Annotated in this window: 18 protein-coding genes; 5 read left to right on the forward strand and 13 right to left on the reverse strand. The window is 70.8% G+C overall.

From position 1 onward, the window contains the following. The first annotated feature begins 3 nt into the window (after window positions 1-3). The gene (locus tag EW117_RS06380) at window positions 4-936 is read left to right on the forward strand and encodes a sugar-binding transcriptional regulator (RefSeq protein ID WP_129784822.1); all 933 of its coding nucleotides are present in this window, start codon (window positions 4-6) and stop codon (window positions 934-936) included. Window positions 937-964: 28 nt separating this feature from the next. Here EW117_RS06380 and EW117_RS06385 read toward each other — a convergent pair whose 3' ends face one another. Together EW117_RS06385 and EW117_RS06390 are read right to left on the reverse strand one after the other, a co-directional pair. Continuing rightward, window positions 965-2,461 carry a mannitol dehydrogenase family protein gene (locus tag EW117_RS06385; protein WP_129784824.1) on the reverse strand — a complete coding sequence of 499 codons (1,497 nt, stop codon included), beginning with the start codon at window positions 2,459-2,461 and terminating at the stop codon, window positions 965-967. 68 nt (window positions 2,462-2,529) lie between these two features. Next, window positions 2,530-3,408 carry an SDR family NAD(P)-dependent oxidoreductase gene (locus EW117_RS06390; protein WP_129784950.1) on the reverse strand — a complete coding sequence of 293 codons (879 nt, stop codon included), beginning with the start codon at window positions 3,406-3,408 and terminating at the stop codon, window positions 2,530-2,532. Here EW117_RS06390 and EW117_RS06395 point away from each other — a divergent pair. Further along, window positions 3,385-3,765, forward strand: a complete 381-nt coding sequence (locus EW117_RS06395) for a hypothetical protein (RefSeq protein WP_242504113.1) — start codon at window positions 3,385-3,387, stop codon at window positions 3,763-3,765. The genes EW117_RS06390 and EW117_RS06395 overlap by 24 nt on opposite strands. 35 nt (window positions 3,766-3,800) lie before the next feature. Here the strand turns inward: EW117_RS06395 and katG are convergent, their stop codons facing one another. Genes katG through EW117_RS06410 form a run of 3 tightly spaced genes read right to left on the reverse strand, consistent with a single transcriptional unit; the run spans window position 3,801 to window position 7,498 of the window. After that, the gene (gene katG, locus EW117_RS06400) at window positions 3,801-6,032 is read right to left on the reverse strand and encodes a catalase/peroxidase HPI (RefSeq protein ID WP_129784826.1); all 2,232 of its coding nucleotides are present in this window, start codon (window positions 6,030-6,032) and stop codon (window positions 3,801-3,803) included. A gap of 45 nt (window positions 6,033-6,077) precedes the next feature. Beyond that, window positions 6,078-6,485, reverse strand: a complete 408-nt coding sequence (locus tag EW117_RS06405) for a Fur family transcriptional regulator (protein WP_207211778.1) — start codon at window positions 6,483-6,485, stop codon at window positions 6,078-6,080. A gap of 29 nt (window positions 6,486-6,514) precedes the next feature. Beyond that, window positions 6,515-7,498: a helix-turn-helix transcriptional regulator gene (locus EW117_RS06410; RefSeq protein ID WP_129784831.1), complete on the reverse strand. Its 984-nt coding sequence runs from the start codon at window positions 7,496-7,498 to the stop codon at window positions 6,515-6,517. Window positions 7,499-7,590: 92 nt separating this feature from the next. On the opposite strand from EW117_RS06410, the gene EW117_RS06415 reads away from it, so the two are divergent. Continuing rightward, window positions 7,591-8,769 (forward strand): epoxide hydrolase family protein, encoded by a 1,179-nt coding sequence (locus EW117_RS06415; RefSeq protein ID WP_422890348.1) that lies wholly within the window; start codon window positions 7,591-7,593, stop codon window positions 8,767-8,769. Window positions 8,770-8,838: 69 nt separating this feature from the next. On the opposite strand, the gene aztD is transcribed toward EW117_RS06415, so the two are convergent. The 4 genes from aztD to EW117_RS06430 form a co-directional block, all read right to left on the reverse strand. Next, entirely contained in the window at window positions 8,839-10,116 is a 1,278-nt protein-coding gene (gene aztD / locus EW117_RS06420; RefSeq protein WP_129784954.1) for a zinc metallochaperone AztD, read from the reverse strand. 137 nt (window positions 10,117-10,253) lie between these two features. Beyond that, window positions 10,254-10,580 carry an alpha/beta fold hydrolase gene (locus EW117_RS30080; RefSeq protein ID WP_242504127.1) on the reverse strand — a complete coding sequence of 109 codons (327 nt, stop codon included), beginning with the start codon at window positions 10,578-10,580 and terminating at the stop codon, window positions 10,254-10,256. Next, the gene (locus EW117_RS06425) at window positions 10,465-10,899 is read right to left on the reverse strand and encodes an alpha/beta fold hydrolase (RefSeq protein WP_242504125.1); all 435 of its coding nucleotides are present in this window, start codon (window positions 10,897-10,899) and stop codon (window positions 10,465-10,467) included. The genes EW117_RS30080 and EW117_RS06425 overlap by 116 nt, the downstream gene beginning before the upstream one ends. 25 nt (window positions 10,900-10,924) lie before the next feature. After that, window positions 10,925-11,329: a (R)-mandelonitrile lyase gene (locus tag EW117_RS06430; RefSeq protein WP_129784833.1), complete on the reverse strand. Its 405-nt coding sequence runs from the start codon at window positions 11,327-11,329 to the stop codon at window positions 10,925-10,927. A gap of 126 nt (window positions 11,330-11,455) precedes the next feature. Here EW117_RS06430 and EW117_RS06435 point away from each other — a divergent pair, with 126 nt between their 5' ends. After that, the gene (locus tag EW117_RS06435) at window positions 11,456-11,839 is read left to right on the forward strand and encodes a VOC family protein (protein WP_129784835.1); all 384 of its coding nucleotides are present in this window, start codon (window positions 11,456-11,458) and stop codon (window positions 11,837-11,839) included. A 47-nt stretch (window positions 11,840-11,886) separates the two neighbouring features. Here the strand turns inward: EW117_RS06435 and EW117_RS06440 are convergent, their stop codons facing one another. Next, the gene (locus EW117_RS06440; RefSeq protein WP_129784837.1) at window positions 11,887-12,354 is read right to left on the reverse strand and encodes a MarR family winged helix-turn-helix transcriptional regulator; all 468 of its coding nucleotides are present in this window, start codon (window positions 12,352-12,354) and stop codon (window positions 11,887-11,889) included. A gap of 117 nt (window positions 12,355-12,471) precedes the next feature. Between EW117_RS06440 and EW117_RS06445 the strand changes: the two genes are divergently transcribed. Beyond that, the gene (locus EW117_RS06445; protein ID WP_165362525.1) at window positions 12,472-13,926 is read left to right on the forward strand and encodes an MFS transporter; all 1,455 of its coding nucleotides are present in this window, start codon (window positions 12,472-12,474) and stop codon (window positions 13,924-13,926) included. Window positions 13,927-13,982: 56 nt separating this feature from the next. Here the strand turns inward: EW117_RS06445 and EW117_RS30620 are convergent, their stop codons facing one another. The 3 genes from EW117_RS30620 to EW117_RS06455 form a co-directional block, all read right to left on the reverse strand. Then, window positions 13,983-15,092, reverse strand: a complete 1,110-nt coding sequence (locus tag EW117_RS30620) for an HNH endonuclease (protein WP_340641072.1) — start codon at window positions 15,090-15,092, stop codon at window positions 13,983-13,985. Further along, window positions 15,053-15,484 (reverse strand): hypothetical protein, encoded by a 432-nt coding sequence (locus tag EW117_RS30625; protein ID WP_340641073.1) that lies wholly within the window; start codon window positions 15,482-15,484, stop codon window positions 15,053-15,055. Before EW117_RS30625 ends, EW117_RS30620 begins: the two co-directional genes overlap by 40 nt. A 169-nt stretch (window positions 15,485-15,653) precedes the next feature. Beyond that, entirely contained in the window at window positions 15,654-16,847 is a 1,194-nt protein-coding gene (locus EW117_RS06455) for a sulfotransferase family protein (RefSeq protein ID WP_165362526.1), read from the reverse strand. Between the last annotated feature and the right edge of the window lie 40 nt (window positions 16,848-16,887).

The raw sequence follows: 16,887 nt of genomic DNA on the forward strand, positions 1-16,887 counted from the left end.
CAGGTGACCCAGAACGACTCGAACCTCATGGTCGAGGTGAGTACCGACTACTACCTCGACGGCAAGTCGAAGGTGGAGATCGCGCGCGACCGCGGCATCTCCCGCTTCCAGGTCGCGCGCCTGCTCACGCAGGCCCGTGACCAGGGCGTGGTCCGCATCGAGATCACGCCGCCCCGGGTCGACGGCGAGCGCGGCGCGCGCCTCGCGGCCCGGCTCGGACTGCGTGAGGTCCTCATCGCGGCCAGCGGCGAGGACGCCACGTCCACCCGCGAGAACGTCGCGGTCGAGCTCGCCCATGCGGCCCGGGAGCACATCACCGAGGGCGCGACCGTCGGCGTCTCGTGGTCGCGCACCGTCGAGGCCGCCGTCCGGCACTTCGGCCAGCTCCCCCACTGCGACGTCGTCCAGCTCGTGGGGGCGCTGCCCGTGGAGGGCAGCGGCAACTCCCTCGCGCTGATCAACACGTTCGAACAGATGCCCGGCGTGCGCACGTGGCCCGTCTGGTCGCCGCTCCTGGTGGCCGACGCCGCTACCGCCGCCGGCATGCGCCGGCAGCCGGAGATAGCCGACGCCCTGGCTCGGGCCGACCAGCTGGACGTCGCCATCGTCGCGATCGGCCACTGGTCCGAGCGCACCTCCACCGTGTTCCCGCAGATCAGCGTCGAGGAGCAGCAGGCAGCCACCGAGGCCGGGGCCATCGCCGAGTGCTCGGGCCGCCTGTTCGACGCCGAGGGGCGCCCCGTCCGGACGAGTCTCGACGAGCGCGTGGTGGGCGTGACGCTCGAACAGCTTGCCGCCACGCCTCAGGTGATCGCGATCGGCTACGGCGCCGCCGTCGCGCGCGGCCTGGTGGCTGCGGTGAACGGCGGAGTAGCCAACACTCTGGTGATAGACGACGCGGCGGCAACGGCCCTGGAGTCCCTCGCCCCGGCCTAACCCTGTGCTGTGGGCGCACAACCAAGGTTCAGGAGCGGGAGACCAGGGCCTCTACCGTCGCTCGGGCGCCCTTCTCGTGCAGCGACTCGAGCGCCCACGTGTACGCCGCGGTGAACCGCTCGTCGTCGACCAGGTCGCCGAACACCTCGCGGTCACGCAGGAACGCGAGCGGGTCGGACCGCTGGGCGAGCGCCGCCCGGTGCAGCCGGTCGGCGAGGCGGTCGACGATGGTGATGGGCTCGCCGGCCTCGTCGACCCCCTCGTCGTACCGCGCCCAGGAGGCGACGACGAGCGCCGCGTGCTCGATCGGCCCGCCGCTCGCCAGGTGGTGCCGGACCACGGGCAGCAGCCACTTCGGGATGCGGTCCGACGACTCGGCGCACAGCCGCGCGAGGGTGTCGGCGACGTGCGGGTTGGCGAAGCGTTCGATCAGCGTGCGCTTGTACAGGCCCAGGTCGATACCGGGCACGGGCTCCAGCGTCGGCGTGCCCTCGTCGTTCATGTAGCCGAGCAGGAACCGGGCAAACACGTCCTGCCCCGCCACCTCGTGCGCGTACCGGTACCCGGACAGGTAGCCCACGTAGCACAGCGCCTGGTGGCTCGCGTTGAGCAGGCGCAGCTTCATCAGCTCGTACGGCTCGACGTCGGACACCACCTGCACGCCGGCGTCCTCGAACGGCGGCCGGCCCGTGGGGAAGCTGTCCTCCAGGGCCCACTGCTCGAACGGCTCGGCGACCACGGGCCAGGCGTCGTCGACGCCGAACCGCTCGGCGACCATCGCACGGTCGGCGTCGGTGGTGACCGGCGTGATCCGGTCGACCATGGAGCTGGGGAACGCGACCTCGTCCTCGATCCAGCCGGCGAGGTCGGCGTCCTTGGCGCGGGCGAAGGTGGTGAACGCACGCCGTGCGACCTCGCCGTTGCCCTGGATGTTGTCGCAGCTCATCACCGTGAACGGCGGCACGCCCCGCTCCCGCCGACGCCGCAGGGCCTCGGTGACCAGCCCGAACGTCGTCGCGGGGACGGCGCCGTCGGTCAGGTCCGCGGCGACCGCTGGGTCGGCCAGGTCGAACTCGCCGGTCACGTGGTGGATGTTGTACCCGCCCTCGGTGACCGTGAGCGAGACGATGCGCACCTCGGGCGAGGCCATCTTCTCGAGCACCGCCTCCGGGTCCTCGGGGGCCAGGAGGTACTCCTTGATGGACCCGATCACGCGCGCCGTCAGGCGCCCGTCCGGATGCTTGAGCACCAGGGTGTAGAGGCCGTCCTGGGCGGCCAGGGCGTCACGCATCCGAGCGTCACCCGGCAGGACGCCGACGCCGCAGACCGCCCAGTCCAGGGCCTTGCCCTCGGCCATGAGCCGGTCGAGGTACATCGCCTGGTGCGCGCGGTGGAAGCCACCCACCCCGAGATGAACGATCCCGGTGGTCAGTCGGGCCCGGTCGTAGGTGGGAACCGTGAGGTCCGCGCCGCTCGGCGCGGACGCCGCCAGGCCGCCCACGGTCTCCTCGTCGAGTGCCGTCATCGTGCTCCTCCGCCGCCCTTCAGACTCCGTTGAACCAGCGTCAGGCTAACAGATGAGCGAGCGAGTGGTCACAGATGAGCGGGTGGCACCTCCACCGGAAACGGCTCCCCGAAGTCCGCGGACCGGCTCACGGCGGCCCACCTCTGGTCCGACTCCAGGAGCCGGCGGTCCTGCGCGACCGACATCTCGGTCGCGTTGACGCCGAGCGGCAGGTTGGTGGACAGGTCGTCCCGCTTGGCCAGCGCGACGAGGATCTGGGCGGCCCGGTCGGGATCACCGGCCGCACCGGCGCCGGCCTGGCGCATTTGGGAGTTCATGGCGCCGACGGTCGACTCGTACTCGGCGGGCACGTCGCGGACCCTCATGGAGGCGCCGGCCCAGTCGGTGGCGAACCCGCTCGGTTCCACCACGAGCACCTTGACGCGGAACGGCGCCGTCTCGACGCGGAGCATTCGGCTGAAGCCGTCGATGGCGAACTTCGCTGCCTGGTACGACGCGATGCCCGGCGAGCCGCCGACCCGCCCGCCCGTCGACGAGAACTGGATCACCAGGCCTCCACCCTGCCCGCGGAGCAACGGGATCGCCGCCTTGGAGACGTTGTAGACGCCCCAGAAGTTGGTCTCGAACTGGGTGCGGAAGTCGGCGTCGTCGGTCGTCTCGATCGGTGACACGTTGGCGTAGCCCGCGTTGTTGACGATCACGTCGAGCCGCCCGAACCGGGCGGCCGCCTCGGCGAGGGCGGCACGGGCCGCCGTCTGGTCGGTGACGTCGAGCCGGAGCGGGAGCACCCGGTCGCCGCCATACTCGGCCACGAGGTCGTCGAGCTGTTCGGGCCGCCGCGCGGTGGCGACGACCCGGTCGCCGGCGGCGAGCGCGGCGCGGACGAGGGAGCGGCCGACGCCGCGACGCTCGCGGCCCGCCCGATGTTCTGCGACCTGCTCGCACAGACGCCGCTGAACCTGGAACGGAACGTGTCGCTGGAGCGGGTCCGGGAGTTCAAGCTCACGACCCGCGACGGGCTGGGCCAGATCGTGCCGGCCGTCCGCGCGGCCTTGCCCGGCCTGACGGAACAGGATGGCGTGGACCTGGTGGCCGCGGCGACGTCCCTGGCCCGGGACATTCCATCAGACCGCCACCCCGGCGCCCGAGGTCGCAGCCCTCTACCGGTCGGATCCGCGGCTCTCACACGCCCTGGTCGACGTCGAGCCGCGGCTGGCCCGGATCCTCGCGTCGATGCTGCGCGGGCTGCGGAGATAGGTCAGCCCAGGGCCGGCGTCCGAAAGGACCCCTGGCGCCGACCGTAGCCGACGCCAGAGGACCAGTCGTTCGTGCTCAGCCGTCAGGCGACGTCGAACCGGTCGAGGTCCATGACCTTCGCCCATGCCTGGACGAAGTCCCGCGCGAACTTCTCCTTGGCGTCGTCGCTCGCGTACACCTCGGCCAGCGCGCGCAGCTCGGAGTTCGAGCCGAACACCAGGTCGGCCCGGCTGCCGGTCCACCTGGCCGCGCCGGTCTCGTCACGCGCCTCGAAGGTCTCCTGGTCCTCGGACGTGGCCGTCCACGTGGTGCCCAGGTCGAGGAGGTTGACGAAGAAGTCGTTCGTCAGCGCGCCCGGGTTATCGGTGAGTACGCCCAGCGAGGACCCGTCGAAGTTGGCGCCCAGCACGCGCAGGCCACCGACCAGGACCGTCATCTCGGGCGCGCTCAGGTTCAGCAGGTTCGCCCGGTCGAGGAGCAGGTACTCCGTGGGCAGGCGGTTGCCCTTGCCGACGTAGTTCCGGAACCCGTCCGCGGCGGGCTCCAGCCACGCGAACGACTCGACGTCGGTCTGCTCCTGGGTGGCGTCCACACGCCCGGGCGTGAACGGCACCTCGACGTCCAGGCCTGCCGCCTTCGCGGCCTGCTCGACGCCGACACCGCCGGCCAGCACGATCACGTCCGCCAAGGAAACCGGGATCGAAGAGGATGCGTTGAAGCTCTCCTGGACGCCCTCCAGCGCGCGCAGCACGGGTGCCAGCTCTTCGGGGTTGTTGACCGCCCAGTTCTTCTGCGGCTCCAGGCGGATGCGGGCGCCGTTCGCGCCACCCCGCTTGTCGCTGCCCCGGAACGACGCCGCCGACGCCCACGCCGTGGACACGAGCTGCGCGACGGTCAGGCCGGAGCCGGCGATCAGGCCCTTGAGCGTCGCGATCTCCGCCTCGCCGATCACCTCGGCGGGCGCGGCGGGCAGCGGGTCCTGCCAGAGCAAGGTCTCCTCGGGGACCTCAGGGCCGAGGTAGCGAACCTTGGGGCCCATGTCGCGGTGGGTCAGCTTGTACCAGGCGCGCGCGAACGCGTCCTGGAACTGCTCGGGGTTCTCGTAGAAGCGGCGCGAGATCTGCTCGTAGACCGGATCCACCTTCAGTGCGAGGTCGGTGGTGAGCATCGTCGGAGCGTGGCTCTTCGACGGGTCGTGCGCGTCGGGGATGGTCCCCGCGCCCGCGCCGTCCTTCGCGACCCACTGGTTCGCACCGGCCGGGCTCTGCGTGAGCTCGTACTCGTGCTCGAACAGGTTGTGGAAGAACCCGTTGCCCCACTGCGTCGGCGTGCTGGTCCAGGTGACCTCGAGCCCGCTCGTGATCGTGTCGCCGCCGCGGCCGGCGCCGAAGGCGTTCTTCCAGCCGAGCCCCTGCTCCTCGATGCCCGCCCCCTCGGGCTCGGGGCCGACGTTGCTGTCGGGCCCGGCACCGTGGGTCTTGCCGAAGGTGTGCCCGCCGGCGATCAGCGCGACGGTCTCCTCGTCGTTCATCGCCATGCGGCGGAACGTCTCCCGGATGTCCCGGGCGGCCAGCAGCGGGTCCGGGTTGCCGTTCGGCCCCTCGGGGTTCACGTAGATGAGGCCCATCTGCACGGCGGCGAGCGGGTTCTCCAGCTCGCGCTCGCCGCTGTACCGCTCGTCGTCGAGCCACCCGGTCTCGGGGCCCCAGTACACGTCCTCGTCCGGCTCCCAGACGTCCGCCCGGCCGCCGGCGAAACCGAAGGTCGTGAAGCCCATCGACTCCAGGGCGACGTTCCCGGTGAGGATCATCAGGTCGGCCCAGGAGAGCTTCTGGCCGTACTTCTTCTTCACCGGCCACAGCAGGCGCCGCGCCTTGTCGAGGTTCCCGTTGTCCGGCCAGCTGTTCAGCGGGGCGAAGCGCTGCTGGCCCGCACCGCCACCGCCGCGGCCGTCGTGCGTGCGGTAGGTGCCCGCGCTGTGCCAGGCCATACGGATCATGAGCGGCCCGTAGTGGCCGAAGTCCGCCGGCCACCAGTCCTGCGAGGTGGTGAGAACGTCGGCGATGTCCTGCTTCACCGCGGCCAGGTCGAGGCTCGCGAACTCCTGGGCGTAGTCGAAGTCCGCACCCAGCGGGTTCGCCACGGCGGGGTTCTTGGCGAGGATCTTCACGTTGAGCCGGTTCGGCCACCACTGCCGGTTGCCGCCGCCCTCCGTGGGGTGCGGCGCACGCGCACCGGCACCGTGCACGACCGGGCAGCCGCCGGCCGCCGCTTCCTCGTTCGTCTGGTAGACGTTTCCCTGGTTCTCGGACATGAATTCCTTCCGGACGTGCGGCTCGCGTCGATCACGAGCCGGCGATCACGAGCTGTTGGCGGTGGTGGAACATTCGGGGCACAGGCCCCAGTAGGTGACCTCGGCCTCGTCGATCGAGAAGCCATGGTCGTCGGACGCCGACAGGCAGGCCGCCTCGCCGACCGCGCAGTCGACGTCGGCGATGACTCCGCAGGACCGGCATACGACGTGGTGGTGGTTGTCGCCCACCCGGGTCTCGTAGCGGGCGACGGAACCCGACGGCTGGATGCGCCGCAGCAGGCCGGCTGTCGTCAGCGCGTGGAGCGCGTCGTACACGGTCTGCTGGGACACGTCGGGCAGCCCCGCGCGCACCGAACCGAGGACCGAGCCCGTGTCGGCATGCGGCTGGTCGTGCGTCGCGATCAGCACCGCGACACGAGGGCGGGTCACCCGCAGACCCACCCCCCGCAGCATCTGCTGTGCCTCCGCAGCCGTGACCACGGTCACACCCTGGCGCGGTTTCTGGAATCAGTCAACTCTTCGGCCACCGCCGCCGCGTACCGCCGGGACAGCGTCCGCAGGTGCTCGACCAGCTCCACCGGCTCCCGCACCGTGAAGTCGAGCCCGAGCATGCCGATCCACACGGCCACCGTCTCCAGGCTGTCCCCGCCGGTGACCAGCACGCTCGTCCCTTCGTCGAGCGGCTCGACGGTGCCCACGGCCGGATTGATGCGCCCGAGCACCTCGTCGGCCGGCGCGTGCACCCGGACCCGGGCGTGCACAGCCCAGCCCGTCCGGGCCACCTCGCGGACCACGAACTTGGTCAGGTCGAACGGCGGCTCGGCGGGCACGAACCGCCGTCCGCCCGGGGTGCGGAGCTCCAGCCAGTCCACGCGGAACGGCTCCCACTCCCCCGACCTCACGTCGCGCCCCACGAGGTACCACCGGCGCTGCCAGGCCACGAGCCGGACCGGCTCGACCTCCCGCGGCTCGGAGCGGTACCAGCAGCGCAGCCCTTGATGGTCGCGGATCGCGGCGGCCAGCTCGGTGAGCAGCCCGGGGTCGACGGCGGGATCCTCCACGTTGCTGTCCGTGTTCACCGGCCCGGCGCTCGTGGCATCGCGCAGTGCGGCGACCTGGCGGCGCAGCCGGTCGGGCAGCACCTGCTCCAGCTTGCCGAGCGCCCGGGCGCTGCTCTCCTCGATCCCGCCGACGGCGGTGGCGGCCCGCAGCCCGACCGCGACGGCCACGGCCTCCTCGTCGTCGAGCAGGAGCGGGGGCAGCTTGCCGCCCACGCCCAGCCGGTAGCGGCCGCCCGGCCCGCGGACGCCGTCGACCGGGTAGCCCAGGTCACGCAGGCGTGCGATGTCGTTGCGCACGGTGCGGTCCGTGACGTCGAGCCGCGCCGCGAGCTCGGCGCCGGACCACTCGGCGCGGGACTGGAGCAGGCCCAGGAGGGCGAGCAGCCGCCCCGCCGTCGTACTCATCCGCGGCTCCTCACGACGCTGAAGGAAAGTTCCTCGAACCTCCTCAGAATAGAGGAAAGAACCGTTCCTGAACCCTCCGTAGTGTCGGTGACATGGAGACCACGGACACCACCACCGAGATGAGGATCAAAATGAGCACCGACGACATCCGCCCCTTCCGCATCGACATCCCGCAGGCCGACCTCGACGACCTGGCCGACCGCCTCGCGCGCACCCGGTTCGCCCCGGCCGCGCCCGGCGACTCCTGGGACTACGGGACGCCCGAGTCCTACCTCCGCAACGCGGTGGACCACTGGCGCACCGCGTTCGACTGGCGTGCGGTCGAGGAGCGCGCCAACGCGTTCCCGCAGTATCTGACCGAGATCGACGGGCAGACCGTGCACTTCCTGCACGTCCGCTCGGCCGAGCCGGGCGCGCGAGCCCTGGTCCTGACCCACACCTACCCGGGCTCGTTCCTCGACTTCCTCGACATGATCGGTCCGCTCACCAACCCCGTCGCGCACGGCGGCCGCGCGGAGGACGCCTTCCACGTCGTCGTCCCGTCGATCCCCGGCTTCGGCTTCAGCACCCCGCTGAGCGAGCCAGCCGACGGCGGAACCTGGACCATGGCCCGCGTCGCCCGCACCTGGGACACGCTGATGCGCCGGCTGGGCTACGAGTCCTACGGCACCCACGGCAGCGACGCCGGCACCCTGATCGGCCGCGAGCTCGCGATCATGGACCCCGAGGGCTTCCTCGGCGCGCACCTGCTGCAGCTCTTCTCGTTCCCGTCGGGTGCGGAGGGCGAGATGGACGGGTTCGGCCCCAAGGAGTTCGCCGCGCTGGCCCACATGCAGTGGTTCCAGAGCGTGGGCGGCTACAACGCCATGAACGCCTCCCGCCCGCAGACGATCGCCGCGGGGCTCAGCGACTCCCCCGTCGCGCAGCTGGCCTACAGCGAGCTGTTCGAGAACTTCGGCAACGGCACCAGCCTGGTCTCCCTCGACCAGGTGCTCGCCCAGGTCAGCCTCTACTGGCTCACGAACACGGCGGCCACGGCGGTGCGGTACCACTACACCGAGCAGCGCTCCGGCGCTGAGCCAGTGGTGAGCACGGGCCGGATCGGCGTCGCCGTCTTCGCCGACGACTTCCAGACGATCCGGTCGCTCGCCGAGCGCGACAACGCCCGCATCGAGCACTGGGCCGAGTACCCGAAGGGCGGCCACTTCGCGGCGCTGGAGGTCCCGGACCTGGTGGTCAAGGACATCCGCACGTTCTTCCCCCACCCCTGACCAGACGTTGAGTGCTGGACATTCGCCCTTCCCGGCTGTCGGGAAGGGCGAATTTCCAGCACTCGACGGTCAGTGAGTGTGGGCCTCCGTGCCCAGGACGCCGTTCAGCTCGTTCGGCGTGACGCCGAGGTCGGCCGACTTCCAGACCTCACCCGTCTCGACGTCCACGGCGTGGATCGAGTCGGTCGCCGGGTCCGTGACGTACACGGAGCCGTCCAGGGCGAGAATCGCGGGACGCGGGTCCTGCCACTCGATGGGCTCCTCCCACTCGTCGATCACTGGGATCGACTTCGTCAGCTTCGCCGACTCCGGGTCGATCACGTGCACCTGGCCGTCGGTGCCGAGCACGAGGGCCTCGCCGTCGTCACCCCGGGCGAGCGACCGGAAGGTGTAGGACGACGGGAGGTCGACGAGCTCGAGCTCCCCGTTCCGCGTGTCGATCAGCGAGACGCGCGTGGGCCGCTCCAGCTCGGCGTCCTTGTCCGTCTTGTAGTCGCCCAGCACGACCGGCGACGCCTCGGTGCCGGCCTGGTTGCCGATGCGGCCGTACTTGTCGGGCGCCTCCACCTTGGTGATCTCGCCGTCCGCATAGAGCAGCGCGCCGTTCTCGCAACCGATCAGCACTGCCTCGTCGGCCGCTATCGCCTCGCCGTGCACCCCGGGGCACTCGTCGGACGAGGCGATCTCCTCGTCGTCACCGTCCAGCACCCGGATCCCGGTCCGCGCGTCCTCGGTGCCCTCGGAGACGACCAGGGAGTCGTCGCTCAGCTCGACGGCGACACCGTGATGAGGCGACGGCGTCGTGTACTCCCGGGCCGTCGCGTCGGCGTCGGCCACGTGCTCCGAGTCGAGGACGCGAACCTCGCCCGTCCCGTCGTCGAACAGCGCGGTGCGGCCCTCGTGGACCACGACGTGACCGGGCTCGGCGGCGTCGTAGGCGACGTCGGTGAGCGTGGGCTCGGCGGTCCAGTAGTGGGAGTGGTCGCCATGGGCCTCGGCCCACGTACCCAGGTCGAGGGCGCGGAACTCTCCGGCGGTCGAGACGAGCAGGTGACGCTCGTCGCCGGCCGGGTTGAGCCGGTTGAAGCCCTCCAGCTCGAGGTCGCCGACGGGCTCGAGGCTCATGGCGTCCAGCACCAGCACTCCGCCGTCGTACGTGACGGCCACGCGCGGGGTGCGCGACTGCATCTCGGTGGCATCGGGCGCCGCATGCTCGTCGGCTCCGGCGGAGGCAGACTCCGAGGCCGCGTCGGAGGCGGGTTCACCTTCTGCCGCACAGGCGCTCAGCAGGACGAGGGACAGCGCAGCGCCGAGACCTGCGGCCGCACGGGTGGTGTGATTTCTCATCGTCTGGTGGGGCGGTCCGGTCGGGACCACCCACTCCTTCCTTCTAGAATGACAATCATTCTCGCTACCGGGGAAGAGTGAACCAGAGATGAGAACGATTCTCAAACAGTTGACACCCGGGACGCTCGCCCCGGACGTCAGCCCGCGTCGTGCCGCGCCAGGAACTCCACGATCCGCGCCGTGACCTGGTCCGGAATCTGGCCGCGCACGCCATGGCCCGTCCCTGGGTAGACCTCGACCTCGGCCCTCGGCAGGAGCCCGGCGAGGCGCCGCCGCGCCGCGACCGGTTCGGAGACCACCGACTCGCCGCCGTAGATCACCAGCAGCGGCGGGGCGAACGATGCCAGCTCAGCATCCTTCAGCGGCCGCGCCCATCCGCCCGCGAGCCGGTAGCGCTGACCGGCCTTGGCGTTCGCCCGCTCGACATCGGTCATGACGACGCCGGGCGTGAGCCACTCGGCCATCGCGCCAGCCCTCGTCCGTGGTGTTCGCGCCGAACCGGATCATCCTCAGCAGCGCCCGCCACGGAATCCGGGTCACCACGCCGTTGGGCTCGATCAGGGACACGCTCGCCACACGGTCAGCCGCATACAGGCCCACCAGGGTCGCGTGCCATGCGCCGGACGACTCCCCCAGCACGTGGACGCGGTCCAGACCGAGCCCGTCGAGCACGTCGGCGAACCAGGCCGCGTAGTCGGCGTCGCCATGCAGCGGCGCGGTCTGCACGCTGCACCCTGCGGCCCCGATGGTGTCCAGCGCGTAGACGGTGCGGTCCCGCGCCAGCCCTTCGACGACGGGGTGCCAGTGGCTAGCTCGGCAGGTCGTACTGCTCGTCGGTGACGTGCTCCAGCCACGTGGTCGTGGTGTCCGGGTCGTCGGCGTTGTCGAACATGGCCAGGTGCTCCATGAAGCTGTCCGACGCCGCGCCGTGCCAGTGCTCCTCGCCCGGCGGGCAGTAGGCGGTCTGGCCCGCGTGCAGCTCGACCCGGTCGCCGCCACGCGCCTGCACCCAGGCGATGCCCTGGGTCACGTGCAGCGTCTGGCCGAGGGCGTGCGAGTGCCACGCGGTGCGGGCGCCGGGGGCGAACCGGCCCTTGGCGACGATCATCCGCTGGCCATCGGTGCGCGGTGCGGCGATCGGATCTAGCCAGACGTCGCCGGTGAACCGCTCGGGCGGGTTCTTGACGGTCGGGGTGCGGGGGTCGATATCCATGATTCGACCGTAGGCACAGGACGGCGCCGCCGGCACGCCCTGCTGTGACGGGTAATGCCGGTGCCCCCCACGGCGGAGCGGGCCGGTCTACCCGCCCGACGGCCCCCGCGGACTACCGTTATCGGCATGGCGACCCTCAAGGACGTGGTGTTCGACTGCCGCCACCCCGCCTCCCTGGCGCGGTTCTGGGCAACGGTGATGGACGGCTACGACGTAGCGCCCTACGACGAGGAGGAGCTGGCGCGCCTGCGCGCCATCGGCGTCGACGACCCCGAGGACGACCCATCCGTCCTGATCGAGGCGCCCGGCGTCGTTCCACGGCTGTTCTTCAACCGTGTGCCGGAGCCCAAGACGGTGAAGAACCGCGTCCATCTCGACGTGCGCGCCGCCGATCGAGAGGCAGAGGTGGCGCGCCTGATCGCGGCGGGGGCCAGCGAGGTCGGCCGGCACGAGAACTGGGTGACGATGGCCGACCCCGAGGGCAACGAGTTCTGCGTCTTTCCTGAGTAGGGCGCGGCCGGCCGCAGCGGGGCACGGGAGAGCATGCCCCCGTCGCCCTACTCGCCCCGGAGGTCCTGGACAGCGGCTTCCGCGCTCACCCTGCTGGCACTGACAAACCGCAAAATGGATTTCAGCTCGTCGCCGCTGAACGCGTTGAGGTCATCGCGGGTCCGCTTGGTCAGGCCCTCGTAGTAGCCACTGATCTTCTGCAGCCCTTCGGGCGTGGCCTCGAGGAGGGCCCGCCGCCGATCGCCGGGATCGGGAACCCGGCGCACGCAGTCCGCTGCCTCCAGCCGGTCGATGGACCGAGACACGGATCCGGGGGTGAGGGCCACGCGCTGCGCGACCGCGCCCGCGGTCGTCGGCCCGTTCTGGACGATCGCGTGCAGGCACTGGAAGTCGGTCGGCACGACACTCATACGATCAGCGATCAGACCGTTGAGATGGATCATCGTGTTCACCCAGTCGGGCATCACCTCGATGATCTGATCGGCGACCGCCCGCACCTTTGGCTCCTGCGCCATGACCTGCCCTCCGAGCACCGTGAAAGTCAGCCGGCGTTCTGCTATCGTGTGCGCCGCGCAATAATTGCGTCACGCACAGAGTGCGTGACGCACTCACTGTATCAGGGGAGCATCCGCATGCCCGAAACACCGCCGACGACCGCACCGATCTCCGGACAGACCCATCAGCCGATCCGCGGAAGGGCCCGAACCCTCGCACTCGTCGCGATCCTGCTGGCGAGCTTCATCGACCTCATGTACGTGACGCTGCTGAACGTCGTCCTGCCCTCGATCGAGCACGACCTGGCGGCGAGCCCGGCCCAGCTGCAGTGGATGCTCTCGGGTTACACCCTCGCGCTCGCCGTCGGCATCATCTCCGGAGCCCGGCTCGGCGACCTGTACGGACACAAGCGGGTGTTCGTCATCGGCCTCCTCGGCTTCACGGCGGCCTCCGCGCTGTGTGCCCTGGCCGGCACCGCCGACTGGCTGGTCCTCGCACGAGTCGTACAGGGACTCTTCGCGGCCGCCATGCTGCCGCAGGTGCTGACCCAGATCCAAGTCATGTACGAGCCTGGCGAACGCGGTGGTCCGATCGCAGCGTTCTCCTCGCTCTCTGGTATCGCCGCCACCGTCGGTCCTGTGCTCGGGCCGGCCCTGATGACGTGGGACCTCGGCGGCCTGGGCTGGCGACTCGTGTTCTGGCTCAACGTGCCCGTCGGGATCTTCTGCGCCTTCGCAGCGCTCCGCTATCTGCCCCACAGCCGCGTACCAGGCACCCCGCGGCTGGATCTTGCCGGCGTCGCCCTGTCCGCGGTGGGCCTGTTCCTGGTGATCTACCCGCTCATCACCGCATCGGACGCCGGGGCCTCGTCGGCAGGGACGGGCGGCTCGCTCGTCGTTGGCGTGATCGTCCTGGCCCTCTTCGTGTGGCATCAGCGCCGGCGCAAGCAGACGGGGAAGAGCCCTGTGCTGGAGGTCTCGCTGTTCCGCTTCCGTTCGCTCAGCGGAGGGCTCACGGTGCAGACGCTGTTCTTCGTACCCGTCATGGGCTTCTTCCTCGTCTTCATGCTGTTCCTCCAGGGCGGGCTGGGCCTTACCCCCATGCAGGCCGGACTCACCATGCTTCCGTGGTCGGTCATGGTCACCGTGTTCGCCATGCTCTCCGCGGTTGTACTCCTCCCCCGGATCGGACGGGTCACGGTGCAGCTCGGGCTGATCGTGCTCGGCATCGCCTTCGCTCTGATCGCACACGGCGGGACGACGAGCTCGGACGCCGTCACCTGGTGGCCACTGCTGGCCGGGGTCGGAGGGGCAGGCATGGGCATGGTCGTGGCTCCACTGGCGCAGCTCACCCTCAGCGATGTCCCCGTCGAGGACGCGGGCTCCGGATCCGCCCTGTTCAACACCTTCACGCAGCTCGCGGCATCCATCGGGGTCGCCGTCATCGGGCTCGTGTTCTTCACCGAGATCGCGGATGCCGGTCCCGCGGGCGCCGCTATGGCGCGCTCGCTGTGGCTGGGGATCATCCTCCTGGCCGTCGCACTGGCGGCGACGTTCCTGCTACCGCGGCGCCCCACCCCGCCGCAGACCTGACCGCACGCCTGTGGCCGCCACGGCGGATGTGCCGTGGCGGTCTCAGGCTTGCCGGATCAGGTCCAGGCCAGGTCGGCGCGCGAAGGGCGCGCTCGTGCCCGACGCCGACGCGGCCGCCCTCTGGGACGCGCGATCGCCCCTGGCGCTGCCAGGCAGCTCAGAGTGCCGCGCTCATCGCGGGCCTGGCCCCTACGGACCGGGCGTGGCGGCTCTGGCAGCACCGACAGGTACTCGTGCCCGGTCGGCGTTACGGTGGCCACGACATGCCGGCCGTCGGCAGCCGGGTGATCCGGCGGCAGCACGGCCTGCGACCAGCCGGGCGCCTGCTTGGCGTGATTGCAGCGCACGCACAGGCCCTGCCCGTTGGCCAGGCTCGTGGGCCCGCCGTCGCCGTGCGGAACGACATGGTCGGCATGCCGCACGGGCGCATCGCAGTACTGAGTGGCACACACGCCCTGCTGCCGAGCCCGCAGCAGGTTCAGGATGCCGTCCGGGAAGAACCGCGAGGTGCTCGTCGTAGCCAGCAGCCGCCCCTGCGGATCCACGTAGATCGCGCGCAGCCATGCGGTGTCCGCGTCCATACCCGCCGCGACCAGCTCTCGAGCCACCTGCGCGGGCACGGCGCCGACTCCGGCGGCGGAACCCTCCAGGAGCACTCCCGGTGCCGGCCCACCGGCGAGCAACGTCTCGTCCGACACCAACAGGTTCACCGTGACCGGCACCTGGTCGGCCTCCTCCCGGCCGGTGACTCGCTCGATCAGCGCGTCGGCCATGATCTGCCCGCCGGACCGCGGGTCACCTGTGCCCTTCACGGCGTCAGCGTGGGCCTTGAGCTGGGCGTAGGCCTGGATGCCCTGCTTCATCGGGACCAGCGCGGTCAGGTACACCATCAGGTTCGGCGCCGGGCGGACGCTCACGCACCGCTCGCTCTCAGCCTTTGCCAGGCGCTTCACGCATGCGTGCACGTCGAGCCTCGACGCCAGCTCCTTGACTCGTGCGGTCAGCCGCTTGCCACCCAGCCCGTTCAGCGACTCCAGGTCGCCGCACACCTGCTCGTCGATCAGCGCGCGATGCTCCGCGCTCAGGTGCGACGTTTCCCGGACCATGATCCTGGCCCGCCACTCGCTCAACGCCCCGGCGCGCAGCGCCTCGAACGTCCACGGCATCTGCTGGACCCACACCCGGGCGTCCCCCAGGAACGAGGCACCGGCATTCGGCGACTGCCCATCGCCGCCCCAACCTGGGACGGCACTCCACGCCCGCGGCGCTCCTTGCGGATCCCCTGCTTCTCCTCCGACGCCCTGGTCGCCTCGTCCAGCGCCACGGCGACCCGCGCCTGAACGGCAGCCGCCGTGTGCTTGACCTTCTCCACCTCGCCCAGCAGATCTACCCACGCCGTTAGCGTCTCCTTCGACACCGCAGCCGCCGTGTCGGTGGCTCCGGGCAGAATGCCCTCGGCAAGCACGTCGCGCAGCCCAGCCACGACCTGCGCGTCCAGCACTGGCCGGCCGCCGTCGGCCGCACCACCGCCGCCGGGCAGCGCAGCTGAGGCAGACATCCCGCATTCCTCACCACCAACACTCGTCAACCCTGTCATGACATTATCTTATCGAACAACAGTCCGTTCGATCGGCCCGAACTCCTAATCTGTGGATAGACCAGAGCGGGCACCAGCCAGGCCTGGACAACCCGCACCACGCGGATGTCGAAGGGTGGCCCAACGCCGGTCAGACCGCGCAGTACTTCTCCGAGTAGTCGCCGAACGCCGCCCCGACCCCGGCCGCCGTCAGCCCGTACCGGGACAGCTCGTACTCGTGCGAACGCCCCGCACCGGCACGCGCCAGGACGGCGTCGAGGTTTCCGGCGTCACGATCGGTCCAGGTCGCGCCGATCCGGTCGTAGAGCTCCGGCATGCGTGCGTGCGGTTCCGCGGCGAGCCAGGCATACGGGACATCGACGAACCGCACGCCCTGAGCCGCGGCCCGCGCCGCACGCGCCTGCTCGACGGCCGATGCCTGGAGCTCCAGCCACGTCCGGCCGATGGCGTGCGGGTCGGGGCGCCGGACGTGGAGAGCTTGGGTGGTCTCCACCATGGAGCACACGGACCCGATCGCCGCGGCCGGGTCCCGGTGCGTCCACACGATCGTCGCACCGGGGAACACCGCCAGGATCTCCGGAAGATGAGCGAGGTGCATGGGCGACTTGAGGATCCACCGCCTGCGTGCGCGGCCGTACTGGAGAACCTGGACGGCGCGCCTGAGGTACACGTAGTCCGGGAGATAGTCCCGGTCGCGCTGCCAGTGGTTGTAGTCGGGCATGTCGGCCCGGGCCAGGTGCGAGCTCCCGTGGGGCAGCAGGTAGTTGCACTCGTCCGGCTTCTCGGCGTCGAGCGGGTGGATCACCCGGAACGCGGGGGCCAGCCGCATGAAGGCGCGAGCCATCTTCCGCGTGTCCTCGATGTGGGCCCGCGCGGCGCCCTCGCCGCGGTCGATGTCGGTGAACAGCAGCTCCCACAGGGCGGGGCCGCGATGGCCCGCCGAACCGGCGAGGATGTTGTGCGCCAGGGTCGTCGCCGTCCTCGGCAGGCCCGTGATGATCACGGGGTCCTCGATCGGCTCGTCCTCGATCTCAGGGGTCTGGCGGATCAGGCGGTCTATCCGGAGCCGGTTCTCCAGCCGAACGCCGATGTCGGAGACCACGCTCTGCCAGCCCATCGGGCTCAGCCCCGGGCACGAGGCGAACGAGTGCAGGAGGAAGCGGAGGTCGTCGACGAACTCCAGGGCCGTCGCCGCATCAGCCCTCGTCTTCCGCTCTGCCTTGGCGACGAGCGCGTCGAACGTGCGGTCAGGTGTCCGCATCCCGGCGGTCGTCGGTCGCAGCAGTACATTCAGCGCGCTCGTGACGAGCGAGGTGCGTCGCACGGCGACTCCTCCGGGGAGAGCGGCCAAGCGGGCCGGTTTG

The organism is Promicromonospora panici (assembly GCF_900608595.1).
Lineage (GTDB): Bacteria > Actinomycetota > Actinomycetes > Actinomycetales > Cellulomonadaceae > Promicromonospora > Promicromonospora panici.

Excerpts from the sequence above, each read along its gene's own strand:
- EW117_RS06385 (WP_129784824.1), bottom strand. The coding sequence starts at position 2,461 with ATGACGGCACTCGACGAGGAGACCGTGGGCGGCCTGGCGGCGTCCGCG.
- EW117_RS06395 (WP_242504113.1), top strand. The coding sequence starts at position 3,385 with ATGTTCTGCGACCTGCTCGCACAGACGCCGCTGAACCTGGAACGGAAC.
- katG (WP_129784826.1), bottom strand. The coding sequence starts at position 6,032 with ATGTCCGAGAACCAGGGAAACGTCTACCAGACGAACGAGGAAGCGGCG.
- EW117_RS06405 (WP_207211778.1), bottom strand. The coding sequence starts at position 6,485 with ATGCTGCGGGGGGTGGGTCTGCGGGTGACCCGCCCTCGTGTCGCGGTG.
- EW117_RS06410 (WP_129784831.1), bottom strand. The coding sequence starts at position 7,498 with ATGAGTACGACGGCGGGGCGGCTGCTCGCCCTCCTGGGCCTGCTCCAG.
- EW117_RS06415 (WP_422890348.1), top strand. The coding sequence starts at position 7,591 with ATGGAGACCACGGACACCACCACCGAGATGAGGATCAAAATGAGCACC.
- aztD (WP_129784954.1), bottom strand. The coding sequence starts at position 10,116 with ATGAGAAATCACACCACCCGTGCGGCCGCAGGTCTCGGCGCTGCGCTG.
- EW117_RS30080 (WP_242504127.1), bottom strand. The coding sequence starts at position 10,580 with ATGGCCGAGTGGCTCACGCCCGGCGTCGTCATGACCGATGTCGAGCGG.
- EW117_RS06430 (WP_129784833.1), bottom strand. The coding sequence starts at position 11,329 with ATGGATATCGACCCCCGCACCCCGACCGTCAAGAACCCGCCCGAGCGG.
- EW117_RS06435 (WP_129784835.1), top strand. The coding sequence starts at position 11,456 with ATGGCGACCCTCAAGGACGTGGTGTTCGACTGCCGCCACCCCGCCTCC.
- EW117_RS06440 (WP_129784837.1), bottom strand. The coding sequence starts at position 12,354 with ATGGCGCAGGAGCCAAAGGTGCGGGCGGTCGCCGATCAGATCATCGAG.
- EW117_RS06445 (WP_165362525.1), top strand. The coding sequence starts at position 12,472 with ATGCCCGAAACACCGCCGACGACCGCACCGATCTCCGGACAGACCCAT.
- EW117_RS30620 (WP_340641072.1), bottom strand. The coding sequence starts at position 15,092 with ATGCCGTGGACGTTCGAGGCGCTGCGCGCCGGGGCGTTGAGCGAGTGG.
- EW117_RS30625 (WP_340641073.1), bottom strand. The coding sequence starts at position 15,484 with ATGTCTGCCTCAGCTGCGCTGCCCGGCGGCGGTGGTGCGGCCGACGGC.